Annotated in this window: 21 protein-coding genes and 4 pseudogenes; 14 read left to right on the top strand and 11 right to left on the bottom strand. The window is 60.4% G+C overall.

Annotated elements, in window-relative coordinates; genetic code table 11:
• Positions 1 to 8: 8 nt before the first annotated feature.
• From K3F49_RS34535 to K3F49_RS34525, 3 genes are all read right to left on the bottom strand, one after another.
• A complete protein-coding gene (locus K3F49_RS34535; RefSeq protein WP_234685325.1) occupies positions 9 to 512 on the bottom strand; it encodes a YciE/YciF ferroxidase family protein in 504 nt (167 codons plus the stop codon).
• Positions 513 to 574: 62 nt separating this feature from the next.
• The gene (locus tag K3F49_RS34530) at positions 575 to 889 is read right to left on the bottom strand and encodes a hypothetical protein (protein ID WP_234685324.1); all 315 of its coding nucleotides are present in this window, start codon (positions 887 to 889) and stop codon (positions 575 to 577) included.
• Positions 886 to 1,524 carry a cysteine hydrolase family protein gene (locus K3F49_RS34525; RefSeq protein WP_234685551.1) on the bottom strand — a complete coding sequence of 213 codons (639 nt, stop codon included), beginning with the start codon at positions 1,522 to 1,524 and terminating at the stop codon, positions 886 to 888. The genes K3F49_RS34530 and K3F49_RS34525 overlap by 4 nt, the downstream gene beginning before the upstream one ends.
• 330 nt (positions 1,525 to 1,854) lie before the next feature.
• Here K3F49_RS34525 and K3F49_RS34520 point away from each other — a divergent pair, with 330 nt between their 5' ends.
• From K3F49_RS34520 to K3F49_RS39755, 3 genes and pseudogenes are all read left to right on the top strand, one after another.
• Positions 1,855 to 2,085, top strand: a complete 231-nt coding sequence (locus tag K3F49_RS34520) for a hypothetical protein (RefSeq protein ID WP_234685323.1) — start codon at positions 1,855 to 1,857, stop codon at positions 2,083 to 2,085.
• A 43-nt stretch (positions 2,086 to 2,128) separates the two neighbouring features.
• The gene (locus tag K3F49_RS34515; protein WP_234685322.1) at positions 2,129 to 2,659 is read left to right on the top strand and encodes an alpha-ketoglutarate-dependent dioxygenase AlkB; all 531 of its coding nucleotides are present in this window, start codon (positions 2,129 to 2,131) and stop codon (positions 2,657 to 2,659) included.
• Positions 2,659 to 2,781: pseudogene (locus K3F49_RS39755) on the top strand (non-homologous end-joining DNA ligase); the annotation flags it as partial. The gene K3F49_RS34515 and the pseudogene K3F49_RS39755, both read left to right, overlap by 1 nt.
• A 509-nt stretch (positions 2,782 to 3,290) precedes the next feature.
• Here the strand turns inward: K3F49_RS39755 and K3F49_RS34500 are convergent.
• Positions 3,291 to 3,464 (bottom strand): hypothetical protein, encoded by a 174-nt coding sequence (locus K3F49_RS34500; RefSeq protein WP_234685320.1) that lies wholly within the window; start codon positions 3,462 to 3,464, stop codon positions 3,291 to 3,293.
• Between K3F49_RS34500 and K3F49_RS34495 the strand changes: the two genes are divergently transcribed.
• From K3F49_RS34495 to K3F49_RS34475, 4 genes are all read left to right on the top strand, one after another.
• Entirely contained in the window at positions 3,463 to 3,717 is a 255-nt protein-coding gene (locus K3F49_RS34495; protein ID WP_234685559.1) for a hypothetical protein, read from the top strand. The two genes, K3F49_RS34500 and K3F49_RS34495, sit on opposite strands and share 2 nt — an antisense overlap.
• 26 nt (positions 3,718 to 3,743) lie before the next feature.
• Positions 3,744 to 4,295: a hypothetical protein gene (locus tag K3F49_RS34490; protein WP_234685558.1), complete on the top strand. Its 552-nt coding sequence runs from the start codon at positions 3,744 to 3,746 to the stop codon at positions 4,293 to 4,295.
• Between the two features lie 382 nt (positions 4,296 to 4,677).
• Entirely contained in the window at positions 4,678 to 5,040 is a 363-nt protein-coding gene (locus K3F49_RS34480; RefSeq protein WP_346657386.1) for a phage holin family protein, read from the top strand.
• Positions 5,041 to 5,653: 613 nt separating this feature from the next.
• On the top strand, positions 5,654 to 5,815 hold the full coding sequence (locus K3F49_RS34475) for a hypothetical protein (RefSeq protein ID WP_234685319.1): 162 nt from the start codon (positions 5,654 to 5,656) through the stop codon (positions 5,813 to 5,815).
• A 180-nt stretch (positions 5,816 to 5,995) separates the two neighbouring features.
• Here K3F49_RS34475 and K3F49_RS34470 read toward each other — a convergent pair.
• The 4 genes and pseudogenes from K3F49_RS34470 to K3F49_RS39550 all read right to left on the bottom strand — a co-directional run.
• Positions 5,996 to 6,338: pseudogene (locus K3F49_RS34470) on the bottom strand (tyrosine-type recombinase/integrase); the annotation flags it as partial.
• Between the two features lie 117 nt (positions 6,339 to 6,455).
• A pseudogene (locus K3F49_RS39120) lies at positions 6,456 to 6,584 on the bottom strand (LuxR C-terminal-related transcriptional regulator); the annotation flags it as partial.
• Positions 6,585 to 6,824: 240 nt separating this feature from the next.
• Positions 6,825 to 7,050: pseudogene (locus tag K3F49_RS34460) on the bottom strand (hypothetical protein).
• Between the two features lie 308 nt (positions 7,051 to 7,358).
• On the bottom strand, positions 7,359 to 7,553 hold the full coding sequence (locus K3F49_RS39550; RefSeq protein ID WP_346657385.1) for a hypothetical protein: 195 nt from the start codon (positions 7,551 to 7,553) through the stop codon (positions 7,359 to 7,361).
• Positions 7,554 to 7,782: 229 nt separating this feature from the next.
• On the opposite strand from K3F49_RS39550, the gene K3F49_RS39545 reads away from it, so the two are divergent.
• The 5 genes from K3F49_RS39545 to K3F49_RS34435 all read left to right on the top strand — a co-directional run bounded on the left by K3F49_RS39545 (position 7,783) and on the right by K3F49_RS34435 (position 10,403).
• Positions 7,783 to 8,418, top strand: a complete 636-nt coding sequence (locus tag K3F49_RS39545; protein WP_346657384.1) for a DUF1236 domain-containing protein — start codon at positions 7,783 to 7,785, stop codon at positions 8,416 to 8,418.
• A gap of 254 nt (positions 8,419 to 8,672) precedes the next feature.
• Entirely contained in the window at positions 8,673 to 9,068 is a 396-nt protein-coding gene (locus K3F49_RS34450) for a PRC-barrel domain-containing protein (protein WP_234685317.1), read from the top strand.
• Between the two features lie 158 nt (positions 9,069 to 9,226).
• Positions 9,227 to 9,385: a hypothetical protein gene (locus tag K3F49_RS39295; protein ID WP_276575446.1), complete on the top strand. Its 159-nt coding sequence runs from the start codon at positions 9,227 to 9,229 to the stop codon at positions 9,383 to 9,385.
• The gene (locus K3F49_RS34440; RefSeq protein ID WP_234685557.1) at positions 9,382 to 9,636 is read left to right on the top strand and encodes a hypothetical protein; all 255 of its coding nucleotides are present in this window, start codon (positions 9,382 to 9,384) and stop codon (positions 9,634 to 9,636) included. The genes K3F49_RS39295 and K3F49_RS34440 overlap by 4 nt, the downstream gene beginning before the upstream one ends.
• Before the next feature lie 584 nt (positions 9,637 to 10,220).
• Positions 10,221 to 10,403, top strand: a complete 183-nt coding sequence (locus K3F49_RS34435) for a hypothetical protein (RefSeq protein ID WP_234685316.1) — start codon at positions 10,221 to 10,223, stop codon at positions 10,401 to 10,403.
• Between the two features lie 315 nt (positions 10,404 to 10,718).
• Here the strand turns inward: K3F49_RS34435 and K3F49_RS34425 are convergent, their stop codons facing one another.
• Positions 10,719 to 10,865, bottom strand: coding sequence for a hypothetical protein (locus K3F49_RS34425; RefSeq protein ID WP_234685315.1), 147 nt, complete (start codon positions 10,863 to 10,865; stop codon positions 10,719 to 10,721).
• Positions 10,866 to 11,437: 572 nt separating this feature from the next.
• A complete protein-coding gene (locus tag K3F49_RS34420; protein WP_234685314.1) occupies positions 11,438 to 11,695 on the bottom strand; it encodes a hypothetical protein in 258 nt (85 codons plus the stop codon).
• A 336-nt stretch (positions 11,696 to 12,031) separates the two neighbouring features.
• Here K3F49_RS34420 and K3F49_RS34415 point away from each other — a divergent pair, with 336 nt between their 5' ends.
• Entirely contained in the window at positions 12,032 to 12,301 is a 270-nt protein-coding gene (locus tag K3F49_RS34415) for a hypothetical protein (protein WP_234685313.1), read from the top strand.
• 1,090 nt (positions 12,302 to 13,391) lie between these two features.
• Here K3F49_RS34415 and K3F49_RS34410 read toward each other — a convergent pair.
• Positions 13,392 to 13,751: a PRC-barrel domain-containing protein gene (locus K3F49_RS34410; RefSeq protein ID WP_234685550.1), complete on the bottom strand. Its 360-nt coding sequence runs from the start codon at positions 13,749 to 13,751 to the stop codon at positions 13,392 to 13,394.
• A 314-nt stretch (positions 13,752 to 14,065) separates the two neighbouring features.
• Between K3F49_RS34410 and K3F49_RS34405 the strand changes: the two genes are divergently transcribed.
• The gene (locus K3F49_RS34405) at positions 14,066 to 14,380 is read left to right on the top strand and encodes a hypothetical protein (RefSeq protein ID WP_234685312.1); all 315 of its coding nucleotides are present in this window, start codon (positions 14,066 to 14,068) and stop codon (positions 14,378 to 14,380) included.
• The last annotated feature ends 63 nt before the right edge of the window (positions 14,381 to 14,443 follow it).

Raw genomic sequence — 14,443 nt, 5'->3', positions numbered from 1 at the left:
CCAACGGCTCAGGCGGCTTTCTGGTTGACGCTGCGCAGCGCCATCGTGTTCAGCTTCTCGTCGGTCGCCTTCTCCTCATCGAGGTTCTGCTGGAGGACGGAAGCGCAATCCGCGCGGCCCAGCATCTTGGCCCGGGCGATCAGAGTGCCGTAGCGGGTGATCTCGTAGTACTCGACGGCCTGGGCCGCTGCGATCAGGGCGGCGTCCATGACCTGCTTGTCGTCAATGTCGCCCGCGACTTCGCTCGCTTCCTTCAGAATGCCGTCGATGGCCGGGCAGTCGACGCCCTTCGCCGCAACGCCGTGCATCTCGAACACTTTCTCCAGCCGGGTGATCTGCCCTTTGGTCTCGGAAAGATGCGTCTGGAAGCCGTTCTTGAGGCTGGGATCTGTTGCCTTCTCGATCATGTCGGGCAGGTTCTTCGCGATCTGCTGCTCGGCGTAATAGATGTCCTGCAGGGTGTGCACGAACAGGTCGTTGAGTGTTTTGATGTCCTTGGTGAAAAAACCCATGGGGTCCTCCGGGTTTGGTTTCGGACAGCAAACATTCCGCCGGGAGGACCGTTCCTAAACGTTCACAGGACAATGATTTCCTGGGCGCGGATAACGATCTCCTCTTGTGAAAGCTCCCGCTCAAGGCGATCACGCAGGCTCCGCCAGAATTCGGGTGCGAGTTTTGCCGCCATAACCTCGATGACGGCTATATTGTCCCCCAGGCTCTCCTCACCGCTGCGCCACAGGCCGTGGCCAGGCGCCCGGACAAAGCTCGTCGCGCCGCCAAAGTTGCCGCTCAGCTCTTCGAGGAAGTCTTCAAACCAGCGCTGTGAAACCGGCCGGCCATCGCCTTTCTCCTTGGGCAGGAGAATCTGGATCAGGTAGGAGTTGTTCACGACACAAGCCTCGCCCGCGCGCTTCCGGGCCAGCTGTTCAGAAGCGTCTCGGTCGTGACGCACTCGACCTGCTGCCCGAAGCGGTTCATGTAGATATTCATCATGGAATCGTGCGTCTCGTCGGCTGAACCGCACAGCGCATCCGTCACCAGAACGACGCGGAAGCCCCAGTCGATCGCGCCGAGCACGGTGGCGAGCACGCAGACATCGGTTTCCCCGCCGGTGATGATGACGGTATCGACACCCGCGCCGCGCAGCTGTTCGTGCAGGTCGCTTCCGGTCCAGGGCGAGTAGACGCCCTTGTCGAAGGTGCGCGCCGGGGGAACGAACTGCGCAAGGTCCGGGACGAGTCCGATCATCTCGGCGCCAAGGCGGTCGATCGTCATCGCTTCCCAGCGCTCATAATAATGCCGCCACATGCCGACGCCCTGGCCGGGTTTTCTCGCGGGGATAAAGCGGGTGAAAATGGTCCGCTCGGAATGCGCGCCCGCGATCAAAACGATATTCGGCAGCACGCGCGGCAGCCACGGCATCTTCCATTCCGTGGTTTCAGAGAACATCCTCTGCATATCGACACAGATATGAACCGCGTTCTCTCCGGGACTTCCCCAGCGAAGGTCGTCGTTCTTTGCCATGGCCCTATCCTCAAACGCCAGCTCCAACGGAGCGGCGCGGACCCTGGTTCCTGTCCATAAAAGGGGTGCCTGAAACCCGGCTAGCCATGCAGCAATGAGCGGGTAGCGGCGGTCAAGTTTGCGCGTCGCACGAGCGCGAGCGAGCTCGCCCTTGACGGCCGCAGGGGGCGTGAGCCCCGGCTTCTAAGCGCGAAGGATCGTCACCGGATGGCCGGGACGAAGACCCGGGCGCGGCACGCGCTAGAGCCAGGCCGCCTGCGCAGCATCCGGCGCGCCCATCTCCAGAACGGAACCCTGCGGCTCCGCTTGTATCACAAGCTGGGGATTGGAATGAAGCGCATTGCAAAATGGCGGGCCGCCGCCAAACTCGAACTTGAGCCCAAAGGCGGCAAGCGCTACATCCGGCGCGACGCGAAAGGCAGGATCAAAGAGAGCGATGACGTTGGTCGCTCGCTTTCGCAGGAAAAGCGCACCAAAGCGCAAAAAGCCGCCAAAGCGGGCCGGGGCGACCGCAAGCCTGCAAAGGCAAAGTCACGGAAAAAAACGAGTGCGCGAAAGTAGCGGTACATTAGATCTTTTCGGAGGGGATAGCCTTCCGGAAGGCATGAAGTATCAGCGCGACTTTCTGACGTCTGAGGAAGAAAAGCGACTTCTGATCGATATCAGAACGCTCCCGTTCAAAGAGTTCGAATTCCGCGGCTTCACAGGCAAGCGCCGGACGGTCTCGTTCGGCTGGCGCTACGATTTCAACGGCGGCGGGCTGACGAAGACGGATGACATGCCGGCGTTTCTGATCGATCTCCGCAGCCGCGCGGAAGCGTTCGCCGGAAACCCGCCCCGAAGCTTTCAGCAGGTACTTTTCACCGAGTATGCGAGTGGAGCCGGCATCGGCTGGCACAAAGACCGCTCTGTCTTTGGCGAAGTCGTTGGCATTTCGCTTCTTTCTGCCTGTATTTTCCGGCTTCGCAGGAGGAAGGATATCGGATTTGAGCGCCACAATCTCTCTGCCGAGCCGCGCTCCATCTATCTCCTGCGCGGTCCTTCTCGCACCGAATGGCAGCACAGCATTCCGGGCGTCGAAAGCCTCCGATACTCAATTACGTTTCGCAATCTGCTCGAAGGGGGCGTTTCGTAGTGGCCCGCGTCTCCACCTTGCCGAAAAAAATGCAGCCGATGCTCGCGACGCTGACCGACGCGCCGTTCGACGACAAGGACTGGATATTCGAGGACAAGTACGACGGCTTTCGCATGGTCGCCTTCCATCGATCGTGCAGCGATTGTTCGCCTTGGGCTGCCGCGCCCGCGGAATCATCCGAACATTATCAAGCCAGAGCAGCGGGTTTGGGGGGATGCGCAGTTCGTGGGTGGTGGTCGTGAAGAAAGACGGCGAGCTCCTGGCGGAGCGATTCTTCGCCTCCGACGGCGTCTTCGAAAAGGCGCTCCTGAATGTCCCGCGGCAGCTCGGCCCACACGCCTAACGCGGCTTTTCCAATCACCACCGCAAATCGACCCTTATCGCTCATTCTTGATCTCCGTCACGCTAAGGCGCAGGCGCAGCTTAGCTCGAATTGGGTGCGCCCCCGCGTTCTCGCTCTCGGGAACTCTAATCGTAACCCTCACGGCGTGGCTCTGCCGTATGGCCAAAGACAGCCCTCACGGCGGCTTCAAAGGCCGCTTCCTTCGTCTCATATGTGTTGCCATCATGCCCGACATGCCAAGCGCCGTCGCGACCGCTGATATCGTACCAAACCTATGTCTTCCTCCAGTCAAGCGTCCGGGGTTGCCTTGGACGCTTGCGTGCTGCTCATCGGGTCCGACGCGGGGAAGCTGTCTTTCAAGCCCTTCTCCAACGCGTCATCCTTTCTTTTGTCACGCTGTACGCTCCGCTTGGGGTCTTCCGCATGCTTGTCGGCCGGTGAGGGATCGAATTTTTCGGTCATGGCGGCATCCTTCCTATTCCACGAACGTACTCGGCATCCGCTCGTTCCTACTCAGGAACAAACGGCCCAGCACCGCCTTTCTTCCGAAATGGAGGATGTGATGGCCACTACACGCGAGCGGCGAATTGTTGAAACCTCGACGGAAGCGCGACAAGCCGAACCTGGTCCGAGCATTCTTGCCCTGCTGCTCGTCAGTCTCGGTTTGGCCGCCGTCACCCTGGTTGCCGTCTGGACCATCTTCTTCCATCCCTGAGAAGCGCACGAACGCGCCTTGCACGCGTGCTCGGCCTTGATGGTCAAAAGTCCAGTGAAAGAAAGCGAGGAAAGGTGATCGCGGGTTTGGGAGTCGCCGAACAGCTCAGGCGGCATGGGCCTCAGGTCATCGACCACGGCGTGTCGTTCAATCTTTGGGCGCCTTCTGCGGATTTTGTCGAACTGCTTGAGGTCGGCCGCCCTCCGCGCCGCATGCCTCATGATAACGATGGATGGTACCAGACGCTGAGTCCGACCGCTCATGTCGGCACGCGATATCAATTCCGGATGAACGGAAACCTTGTCGTCCCCGATCCCGCCTCCTGCTTTCAGCCCGAAGATGTCGGCAAGCCGAGTGAAGTCATCAATACCGCCGCGCTGCGTGATGCAACGCTTTATCCAGGTCGCTCGTGGGCCGAAGCCGTGATCTACGAACTCCACGTCGGACCTTCTCGGCGGAAGGCAATTATGAGCGCGAGAGAAATTCGCGGAAGCGGCGGATGCGGCGAAGGACGTGGCGTCCGGGGCTGTCGATCAGTTTCAGGATCGTGCGCGCGACAAATAGCAATCCAGTGCTGATTTCATCGAGCGTTTTGCCGGCAACATCCGGGAGGCCGCACGCGCGTTCGAAAATGATGCACCTTTCGCGGCAAAGGGGATCAACTCGGCGGCGGAATACGTCGAAGGTGCTGGCGAGAAGATTCGCAACGGCCGCTTCCGAGATCTCGTCGACAACGCCACCGGTTTCGCCAAGCGTCAGCCGGCTGCCTTCCTCGGCCTATCGGTTCTCGCCGGCTTTGCCGCCGTGCGTTTTCTGCGGGCCTCAGACGGCGGTTCTTCATCGCAGGGACACGATCGATCGGCGTCTTCAGGGAACGACAATGCGCGGTCAGGCGGATCCGGCGGATGAGCCAGCGCGAGATCATCGCACCGGCGGATCAATCAGAGGGCTCGAGTTGACATGACCATTCAAGACGACGTCAAGACCGGACGAGACGATCTGCGAGCGGTATCAGGCCTTTTCGGCGATGCGCTTTCACAGGCCGCGAAGCTTTTCCAGAACGAAGTCGATCTCGCCAAGGCGGAATTGACCGAAAAGACGCGGGCGATGGCTGCTGCAGTCTGCTTTCTGGCCGGTGGCGCCATCCTCGTCATCCCCGCCCTGGTGATGGCGCTGCTTGCCCTCTCGGCCGCTTTGATTTCCGCCGGCTGGTCGCAGCCGCTGTCCTATTTGACGTCAGCCGTGGTGGCCGCGGCCCTCGCGGGACTTCTGGTCGCGATCGGGATGAATCGGTTGGATCCGAAAAAAACTGATACCCGGTGAGACGATGCGGCAACTCGAGAAAGACAGTAATACCGTGAAGGGAATGGCGCGATGAGCAGCGAAAAGCCCGGTTTTGTCGATAGTCTATTGGTAGCTGCGAAGGATAATCCCCTGGCGGCGGCCTTGGTCGGAGGCGGCCTGCTTTGGCTGATAACCGGTGACGGGAAGATGCGGACGGCTGCCAAATCGTTCACGGCCGCGATAGCGCCGGCCAAGGATCTCGGTGCCAAGGCCGCGCAGTCCGCCGCAACGGTCTTTGAGACATCTCCGCCGACGGCCCCGGATCTGGACGACGAAACACACGAGAGGGCCGGTGCCATGCGCAAGGCCGCGGGCGCCGCGTCCGACGCAGTGTCGAACACGGCGGAGAAGGTGAAAGGGCGTCTAAACGACGGCATCGCCTCTGCGCAGGACGCATTGAGCGGGATCGCCGATTCATCGGCCGGGAAGCAAACTTACGAAAAGGCGCGATCCTCGCTGGCCAGCGCATTCGAACGGCAGCCTCTGCGGCTCGGAGCCGTTGGCATAGCGATCGGCTCGGCGGTTGCGGGAGCATTCCGGGCAACGGCGCTTGAATCCGAGACGATGGGGAGGCTGAGCGACGATGTGAAGAATGACTTTCGGCAGGCGCACGCAGGCCGTGGCACAGAGCCTTCGCGAAGCCTCGGATACCGTGAAGGCGGAATTCACCGATCTTGGAGAGGAGGCGCTGGACCGCGTCAGGCAGACGGGGATAGACGCCGTGGACGCGGCGAAAGGGGCGGCCAAACTATAAATGGATGTCTGTTTCAAAGATCATTAGCGGCATGTCTAGCGAGCCCGCCGACACCATCATCGGAAATCTTAGCCAGGCAACCGCGCCGTCGATTTAGGTAGGATCGGGTCTAAATCCGAAGTCCGGCGAGATTGACCGACTATCATATTGCGAGGTGAGGGAGGCCTTGAGGCGCACCGATCAAGACCGCAGGTTATCCCTTACCCCCGTTTTCCCATCGGCTCTCCGCGGCATCAGGGGCACGACTGCCGCCCTGACGAGGTCTTCCAGGGCGGTCACAATGTATTTCGCGTAGTGCCGCTCGATCATTTTGACTGAGGTGTTGTGCAGTTTGGCGACCTGCTGGATAGGCAAGCCCTTTCGGAGACCGCGCACGAGGCTTGAGTGCCGCAAAGCATAGGGAATCACCTCCGGCATACCGACGCGCTCGCGAATGGCCTTCCAGTCTTTTCCACGGACCGCGTGCAGACTTTTTCCAGGCGATACCTCCCGGCTGCTGTTCATGGATCCACCGCTCGAAAAGCCGAAGCTGTTGACCATCCCGTGGTTCGCGAAGCTCTGGAGAGCCGTGCTTTCCGTACGCACTCGGGCCGTCGCTTCGTTTCGTCGCTTGCGCGAGAGAACAGGTTGACTTGCTTCGTCAATGCAGATTGATCTCGACGGCGATCCGAACGAGGTCGGAATGATTTTTGGCGCCGAGCTTGGTCTTGAGCGTCGAAGTCGTATTGGCGACGGTCTTGTAGGAGATGCCAAGCTCGGACGCCACTTCAGCGTCGCCGAGCCGCCCGGGAGCGAGCCGTCACACCAGACGCGGACAGGAAAACGGCCCGTCCGAAATCGGACAGGCCGTTCGAGCGAGAGGATCACTCGCTCAATGCATGTGAGCCAACAAATAGCCTGCGCCGCCGACAACTATGACGGCAGGCACGGCCCACAACAGCAATACGGGCATACTGTCCTCCTTCGGATATCGAACTACGTGTCTGGGGGCCGCTTCGGCCTCCAGCGCTTACTGCTCGGTGCAGACCTTGGTGGTCTTCATGCCGGTCTCGGCTTCAGTCTTGGTCTTGTAGGTGCCGTTGTCCACGATGGTGGTGGTCGTCGAGGTGGGCTTGGTGTCCACGACGGTGCACTTCTTGGTCGTGGCATCGCGCACGACGTAGAATTCCGCGGCGCTGGCGCCGCGTGGCGAGAGCGAAGGCGGCAGGAGCGCCGCAGACGATAAGCTTCTTCATGTCCATTTCCTTTAGTGACTTTGAAGTAGTCATCGCCAACCGAAACCACGTCGGAAAGTGCCAGTTTTTCCCGACGGTGATCTTGGGAGGAATCGCGTATGTGGAGCTCGCTTGTCCGCGCGTGAAGCGTTCGAGCGCAGACATGGTGCTGATTGCCGACTTCCCGATTTGTAACCCAAGCAGGCAGCCAAAGTTGTCTGCCCACAACAATGAGGGAGTTTCCTATGAACAAGCGTTTATTGCTTGCCACTACCGCTGCGGCTGCGATTGCGATCGCCACCTCCGCGTTCGCGCAGTCTTCTCCAACGTCAGCAGGATTCCTCGTCGCCGTCGTCTTCAACGTCGGCGCCGGCGAACAACTCGTCCGGATCCGCGCAGACCAGTCCTTCGACAAATTCCGCCCAGTCTCCGTCATCGACGGGGCAGACTGCTGGAGGCCAGTCGTCCAATTCCGGCACGGGGACCAACACCAGCCAGGCGCCGGCCTCGAACACTTCGGCCAACCAGGCTCAGACCAACCAGCCGTCTAGCGAGACCAAGACCCCGTCCAACCAGGCGCAGACCAATACTCCTTCGAACACGAACAACCAGACGCAGAGCGCCAACCCGCCGTCCTCAAGCACCAACCAGGCGCAGTCGCCGTCGGGTAGCGGTTCGACCAACACGGCCCAGCAGCCTAGCAATCGGCAGAACACGGCCGATCGTTCGTCAAACACCAACGTTAACGCGTCGGTGAACATCAACGACCAACAGCGGACCCGCATCGGCGCGTCGATTTCGCACCTGAACGTGCAGCCGCTCACCAACGTCAACTTCTCCCTGTCGGTGGGGACGGTGGTCCCGCGCGACGTCCGCCTGCAGCCTCTGCCGGCCGACGTCGTCGAGATCGTGCCGCAGTACCCCGGCTACAACTTCGTGCTGGTGAAGGACGAGATCGTGATTGTGGAGCCGGCGACCTACAAGATCGTGACGGTCCTGCCGTACTCCGGCCGCTCGACGGCCGCCGCGCCGGCGAGCACGAAGCAGCACAAGATGACTTTTACCGACAACGATCGGGAAGTCATCCGCAAGCACGCCAAGGCCCGTCCTGTCGAGCGCGAGAAGCGGGTGACCACCGGCAGCGCAGTCCGGACCGAAATCCGTACCCGTGAACGCGTGCCCGAGGGCGTCGAGATCGAAGCAATCCCGAAGGAAGTCTATCCGGGATGCTCCGACGCTTCGCGAGTACCGGTACATCAATCGGGACGGCCGCACCTATGTGGTCGAACCCCATTGAGGTGCTTTTGCCCGCAATCGCCGGACGGCCAAACGATGCACCTCTTGACGATGCCGAACAGACGTTCGACGACGACTAGGCTAAGGAGATAGCAGGACGCGATCATCGTCGTTCCCGCGATCCAGTGTCCCTTCCCGGCGACTGCGACCGCGACCAGTTTCAAGGGCTCCACCGTCGCCGTCGGCACGGCCAACAGAAACAAGGATTGGTACGAGGCCTTCGATGCGTCGCTTCAGTCTCATGTGATCTCCAAGCGTCCCAACCGCGGAGAAGAAGCCCTCGTTCCATGCGGGAACATTTGCCACTTCTTCCCGTTTGATGTGACCAAACCTTTGAAGAGGATCACATGAACAAATCTTTCGCAATCGGTTCGCTATTGGCGGCAACAATGGCAACCAGCGCATTTGCGGCTACGACGGTGCTGACGGCGGCACCCACCGAAAGCTGGACGGTGGCGAACTACTACAAGCAGGCCGTCTACGATCCGAAGGAAGGCAAGATCGGCGATATCGACGACGTGCTCGTCGACAAGTCGGGCAAGATCACCGGCCTCGTCATCGGCGTCGGCGGCTTCCTTGGGGCGGGCGAGAAGGACGTGATCGTCCCGTTCACGGCGGTGAAGACGGCCAAGAAGAACGACAAATGGTGGTTGACCTTGGACGAAACCAAGGACGAGCTGAAAGGCGCACCGGGCTTCAAGTACGATCGAACCAGCACCACCTGGGTCCCGGAAGGCAAGTAGACGGAGATCCGGAGAGCCGCGAGCCGAGCTTCGCTCTCCGGCCCCTTCCATCACCGCTTTCGCGCAAACCGTAACGCGCGGTGAGCTCTTTCGTCTGGTCTGGATTGGCCATTCTCTACAAGCCGCGGACGACGAAGTAGCATCCGTCGGCGTTACGGATGCTTCACGCCGACTTTCGCTGGCGACCGGCCGCCGGCTTCTTCGCGGCGGCCTCTTTCGCCTGCTTTTTGCCAGCGATGGGCATCAGCATCTCCTTCTGGCCCGCTGCTGCCCTCTTCGCCTTCTTGGCCGGCTTCTTCTTTCGATGGGCGTCATGACCAAGGCAGAGAACCGAGCGGCCGCGAAGGCCTGGCATGAATATCGCGAGCAACAGCGCCGGGAGGCCGAGCGCGTCGCTGATATTGCTGCGGACCTTGCCGAGCTCGACCGTCTAAGGCGCTATCTGATCTTCAGTCGCCGCGCCTACGGCCCCGACCGTGAGAAGCTGCAGAACGCGAACGACGACTATGTCGAGGAGCTAACGGGCGATCGGACCAGGCTGCACGCTGGCTCATCGAGCATTGGATGAGGTCCCGCCAATGGAGGACGTCTTACGCCGCCTGCCTCCGAAACGGCGAGGAAAGCTTCTCGGGCGGCACGCCTATCGCTTTAATGGTGGATTTAGTCTCGCTGGTCCGGTGGCAATTTGGGCGGGGGAACAGATGCGTGATGGTGGTTGAGCCAAGCTGGAAGTCTCTTCGGGTCGCGTCATCTCGGGTCTCGTCATCTCGGCTCTCGTCACCGCATCCAGTCTTTCCAGTTGACCGACTAAGCCCCTAAGGCTTCTGGCGATATTCTTCAATAGGAAGGCTCGGCTTTCGGAAATGCGGGAACTTGAAGAAAGCGCTTTGTAGTGATCTGCGAGTTCCCTGCATCTGGCGGACGTAATCATGCCGGGCTCCATGAATCAGTGTGAGATTTCCAATTTAATGTCGCGACGTGTTTCGGGTTCCTCGCATTTTGCCGCGTAAAGACGACGGCATCGCCGGGGCCGCTGGAGGTGGTCGGACCTCGCGTATGCCCGGCACCGCGAGCCTGGGAAAATTGGCAACCAGCTCTGTTCGCTTCCGCAACTTGGCTATACGGCTCCCATCAGGGAACGGAGTAGCTGCGATGAAAGACATGCAGGCTCAGTTGGAAAAGCTCCGCACAGATGCGGCCGAGTGCGCCCTCATCCGCGACCTGGCGACCGACCCGAAGAAGCGAGAGCTATTCACTAGGCTGACCGAACACCTGACGGTTCTCGCCTCAGAAGTGGAACGCGCAATCGCGGACAGCATGAAACGCACCGGATGAAGACACGCTGGCGGCGGCCTTTCGAGGATCCGATCCTAATCGGCGATCGCGCTTTGGTGACGCTGCGCGACGCCGGCGAGTACATCGCCGCGTTGCCGAAAAAGGAGCACGCCGCGCCCCCGAATGGCAGGCGGCGATGGAGGCGCTTATACTAGTGGCGGAAGGCGGAGGCCCAACGCCGTTCGCGCGGATCGGCATCATGCGTGCGCTGAACCGTCACTACGTTCCGCCGCTCAATCCGAAGGGCGGGGAACCGCATTGGGGGCGGCGCAAACTGAGGAGCAATCAATGATGAGGCCGCCAACTGAGGCGGCCTCAGTGACCGCTGAAGGCTCGGGCCGCGATCACTGCTAATGCAATGATGAGAAGCGCCAAATTAGCGAGTGGTCCGGTAGCTCCAGCTTGGAAGTACCCACCCAGCTTGATGAACAGCGAATCCTTGGGGAAATTTTCGTCCGGCATGTGGGTCCTCGCAGCAAGAAGTAGAGCGAGAGACCTGAGAGGTATGGAGCCTCAAAGTACGCAGGCACCGCAAGGCCTAATCTTTGCGCAAGATGTTGAATCTTCATGCGCGTCCAAAGTTCTTTCGTGAAACGAGAACAAGGGCCCGCCAGCGTGAACCGCAGGTAGGGCTTCATCGTCGCAGCCTTCCAGCATGCCAACCGCCAGACGCTTCCGGTTGCGATGACAGCCGGCGCATGGCTGGGGACCTTTAGAGCCCCCCGCGTTAAGGCAACGAACCCCGGGGGCGAGGAGGTTTTCCGATGTCCGTCGTTCCTCTGGACGTCCAACGAAGGTTCGAGCAGCGTTGGTGCGCTAGGTTTCTCTGCCCGAAGCAACCAACCGGAGCGCAACAACAGCGGCCTGAAAGTAGCGTCATCCCGGGTGCAGCGCCCGCAAAAGCCAAAAGAAAAGCCCGCCGGGCTAAAGCAACAGGGCCGATGTCTGCCGCGTGAGCGCGGGACCAAAGCCCGCGTCCTTCTGTCAACGCCTCAGCCGCCGGCGGTGCGTCATGAGCCGCTGCCGATTGCTCTTCATTCGTCGCGCTCCGCTAGAATGCGGTGGATCTCGGCCGTCATGATCGCCTGGTGCTCAGGTGTGAGCTTGGCATACTTCGCAAATAAGCTCGAGGTGCTCAGCACGGCAGCCTCTCGCCCGCAGCGCTCGTCGACCATTTTCTTGAGGTCCACGGGGCAGCCGGTGAGCATCCAGTCGAAGCTGATGCGATGTCGCCTGCAATAATCGGCCAAAGCCTCCGACGGACCGCGACCAATTTTTGGCGGCGCTTCCAAGTGCCATTCGACCGCAAGCCACGATAGCCGTCAGTTGATGTTTCGCGACGAGCTGGAGCCATCCGCACTCAAACGTCGGATAGGCGATTCCCTCCACTTTGCCATGTTGCGGCGCCGGGTGTTGATTCGGCGACGGATCGTGAGCCGATGCTAGGGTGCGTTGCGGGCTGAGGGTCTTGATGTTCATACGTACCGCGGTGCTCGTCACCAATCCGCGATGAGATCCTACGACGTGAGCGAGCTCGGACAGGCGCGACTGTCTGGAAATGGCATTGTCCTACTCGTTTGAGAATCGCCCTATAGCTCACTAGCAATTTTGGGGCTGCGGGCCAATCTATGAAACTGACCATTGACCGTCCTTACTCCGATCCGGAGGCCGCGGCGCGCAAGCTGATCGAGATCGCCAAGAGCACCGAGGCGGTCCAGGACGGCCGCATTCACATCGAGAAGATCAACGCACCGTTTCTCTCCAAGCTCAAGGCGAGCGGACCGGAGTTCGGTGCCGGCATCAAGCTAGCGATCGAGCGCGGCTGGTTGGAATTGCACGAGAGTGGCACCTACGTCCGGCTGCTGGCGCCGGGCGCCGCGCTCTTCCCACGTCAGTAAAGCATGATCTGCATGAGCGTCGGATCGCGGCCATGAATCTGCGGTTGTAACCTGGAGCGTTTGGAACCTCAGGCGGTATACCTTCATTAGCATTTTGCCATGCACCCCCGCGGATGCTGGCAGACGGCCCCGGCAAACCTCCGGCCCCCAGCCCCGCCGGGGCCGTCTCTGCATGCCAGAGAAGCGCGTGATGAGTTGCAAAGTGTGTGGAGACAGCGGCTGGGTCTGCAGAACCCACCCCGATCGCCTGTGGGATGGACCTCTCGCCTGCGATTGCGATGGCCCCGGTGCACCCTGCCATCGCTGCAACGTGCCGGTTGACGGCCAGGCACCGCGCCGTCCCCGGTTCTTTCGCATTGAATTTGAGAAGGACGACGGCTGGCGACACTGATGGGGACCGAGCCACCTATACATGAACGTACCGAGAAGCATGACCACAGCGCCTTACTCTTTGTCCTCGGTCCCCGCCTGTTCGCCGTTACGGGCGACGCAAGCTGAAGCGGGACCAATGAAAGAGGCCGCCAACTTAGTGTTGCTCGGTGCGGTGGTTTGCGTGGCGCAACACTGGTCGTCAAACCAGCCGGATGGGCCACATGTATCTTGGAGAAGCGTCTGAGGTTGAGTTCCAGAATTAACGCTCTGTGCCCGCATCAAGCTTAATCCGCGCCTTTGATTGCAGCGAGGTTACGGAGCGCTATTCTCTTCACACCGGACATTGCACCGTCCGGGTCCCCAGTGGCGAAGCCGTCGCGTCAATATACTCGGCGCGTCGGCTTCGTTTGGCTGTAAAGCAGTCCACGAGCTTTATTTGATCAAGCAGTCAGACCGCGAAACCATCGATCTCATTGAGATGCGCCGGCAGCTCACGGCCCTCCGCAGCGGCGCAGGGTTCATCGGCCTCGAAGCCGTCTAAGTAATCGTAAAGGTCTTGCGCTCCCTGAGCGCCAACCTGATGCTAGATGCCGTAGCGGAGTTCGTCTTTCGTATCGGCGCTTCGCGGAGAGGGGCCGTGCGGCGTCCGTCCCTGATCGGCGCTTTTAATTGACCAGACCGGGGCTGGGCGTGCCCGCCGCCGGGACCGTGGCAAGGGTTAGAATGGCACGCCGTAGTAGTCGTTGACCGATTTTCCGACCGCCGGATCATTCCAATTCCAACCGCCTTCATCGCGATATTTCGGCGCGCCGTTTAGCTGGCTTTCAGTGATGCCAGTAACGTAGCCGCCGAGGTTCTTATCGTACTTCAGTGACTGCCAGGGGAGCGGGTAATGATCGTCACCGATGCCCAGGAAACCGCCAAAGCTCAAAACAGCGTAGGACACTTTCCCGCTGGTCTTATCAATCATGAGGCGTTCGATGCTGCCGATCTTCTGATTGTCGGCCCCGTATACCGCGGTGCCTTCGACCTTGTCGCTGCCGATCAGATTGCCTGTTTCACGTCCTTCCGATGTCATGTTGGTCCTCCAAAAGCTCGTGTAGGAAACCAATGAAAGCGCGGGTAGGCTGTTCCTCACACGCTGACCGAAATCGACGAAAATCTGATCCGCCGCGACCTGACGTCGGCCAGCGCGAAGCTGATTGCGAAGCGGAAGGAGGCTTAGCCGATACCGGCCGCTGTTGTGATCGATCATGCAGCGCACGGACAGATGATGGTTACGGACTTCCTGCGCGAAGCCCGACACCGTAGTCGACCATGTCAACCCAATGCCTTTGCTGGCCCGGGAGTGAGGTTAGGAACTCCTGGCTCTTCCGCTGCATTAACGCCATCGTGCAATACCGGGTGCTGAAATCGTGGAGCAGCCGGGCGTGGCCCCGGGGTGTGGTGTTCGGCGAGGCTAAGGTGGCAAAAGCTCTAATTTCAAAGGCCGACCTCGAACGTATCGCGCTTCAGGAAATCCGCAATTTCCCCGGTTCCGAACATGTCCTCTCTGTGGAAGTCGAAGGCGAGACCGGCGCCCCGCGGGGCATCGATTGGAGGCTATATGTCATGGCGAGTGATGAAGGCGATCTCGACCGCATTCAATACGCTGTAAAAGTCGCGACTGATCGCTTGAAGCGCCGGTATGATCTTCAGCCAAGCTGACGTCGGCCTCGCTTCGGCTCCACTTCTTTCATGATTCCCTCGCCGTCCGGCAGATCGACGCCG

The organism is Bradyrhizobium monzae, assembly GCF_021458635.1.
In the GTDB taxonomy this organism is placed as follows: Bacteria; Pseudomonadota; Alphaproteobacteria; order Rhizobiales; family Xanthobacteraceae; genus Bradyrhizobium.
The sequence above is the reverse complement of the archived record's forward strand: the minus strand, read 5'-3'. Positions and strand labels throughout refer to the sequence as shown.

Bases quoted from the DNA above. Each gene is read 5' to 3' on its own strand.
- K3F49_RS34500 (WP_234685320.1), bottom strand. From the start codon at position 3,464: ATGACCGAAAAATTCGATCCCTCACCGGCCGACAAGCATGCGGAAGAC.
- K3F49_RS34515 (WP_234685322.1), top strand. From the start codon at position 2,129: ATGAAGTATCAGCGCGACTTTCTGACGTCTGAGGAAGAAAAGCGACTT.
- K3F49_RS34520 (WP_234685323.1), top strand. From the start codon at position 1,855: ATGAAGCGCATTGCAAAATGGCGGGCCGCCGCCAAACTCGAACTTGAG.
- K3F49_RS34535 (WP_234685325.1), bottom strand. From the start codon at position 512: ATGGGTTTTTTCACCAAGGACATCAAAACACTCAACGACCTGTTCGTG.
- K3F49_RS34435 (WP_234685316.1), top strand. From the start codon at position 10,221: ATGAAAGACATGCAGGCTCAGTTGGAAAAGCTCCGCACAGATGCGGCC.
- K3F49_RS34525 (WP_234685551.1), bottom strand. From the start codon at position 1,524: ATGGCAAAGAACGACGACCTTCGCTGGGGAAGTCCCGGAGAGAACGCG.
- K3F49_RS34480 (WP_346657386.1), top strand. From the start codon at position 4,678: ATGACCATTCAAGACGACGTCAAGACCGGACGAGACGATCTGCGAGCG.
- K3F49_RS34410 (WP_234685550.1), bottom strand. From the start codon at position 13,751: ATGACATCGGAAGGACGTGAAACAGGCAATCTGATCGGCAGCGACAAG.
- K3F49_RS34475 (WP_234685319.1), top strand. From the start codon at position 5,654: ATGACTTTCGGCAGGCGCACGCAGGCCGTGGCACAGAGCCTTCGCGAA.
- K3F49_RS34425 (WP_234685315.1), bottom strand. From the start codon at position 10,865: ATGCCGGACGAAAATTTCCCCAAGGATTCGCTGTTCATCAAGCTGGGT.
- K3F49_RS34415 (WP_234685313.1), top strand. From the start codon at position 12,032: ATGAAACTGACCATTGACCGTCCTTACTCCGATCCGGAGGCCGCGGCG.
- K3F49_RS34450 (WP_234685317.1), top strand. From the start codon at position 8,673: ATGAACAAATCTTTCGCAATCGGTTCGCTATTGGCGGCAACAATGGCA.
- K3F49_RS39295 (WP_276575446.1), top strand. From the start codon at position 9,227: ATGCTTCACGCCGACTTTCGCTGGCGACCGGCCGCCGGCTTCTTCGCG.
- K3F49_RS34440 (WP_234685557.1), top strand. From the start codon at position 9,382: ATGACCAAGGCAGAGAACCGAGCGGCCGCGAAGGCCTGGCATGAATAT.
- K3F49_RS34495 (WP_234685559.1), top strand. From the start codon at position 3,463: ATGGCGGCATCCTTCCTATTCCACGAACGTACTCGGCATCCGCTCGTT.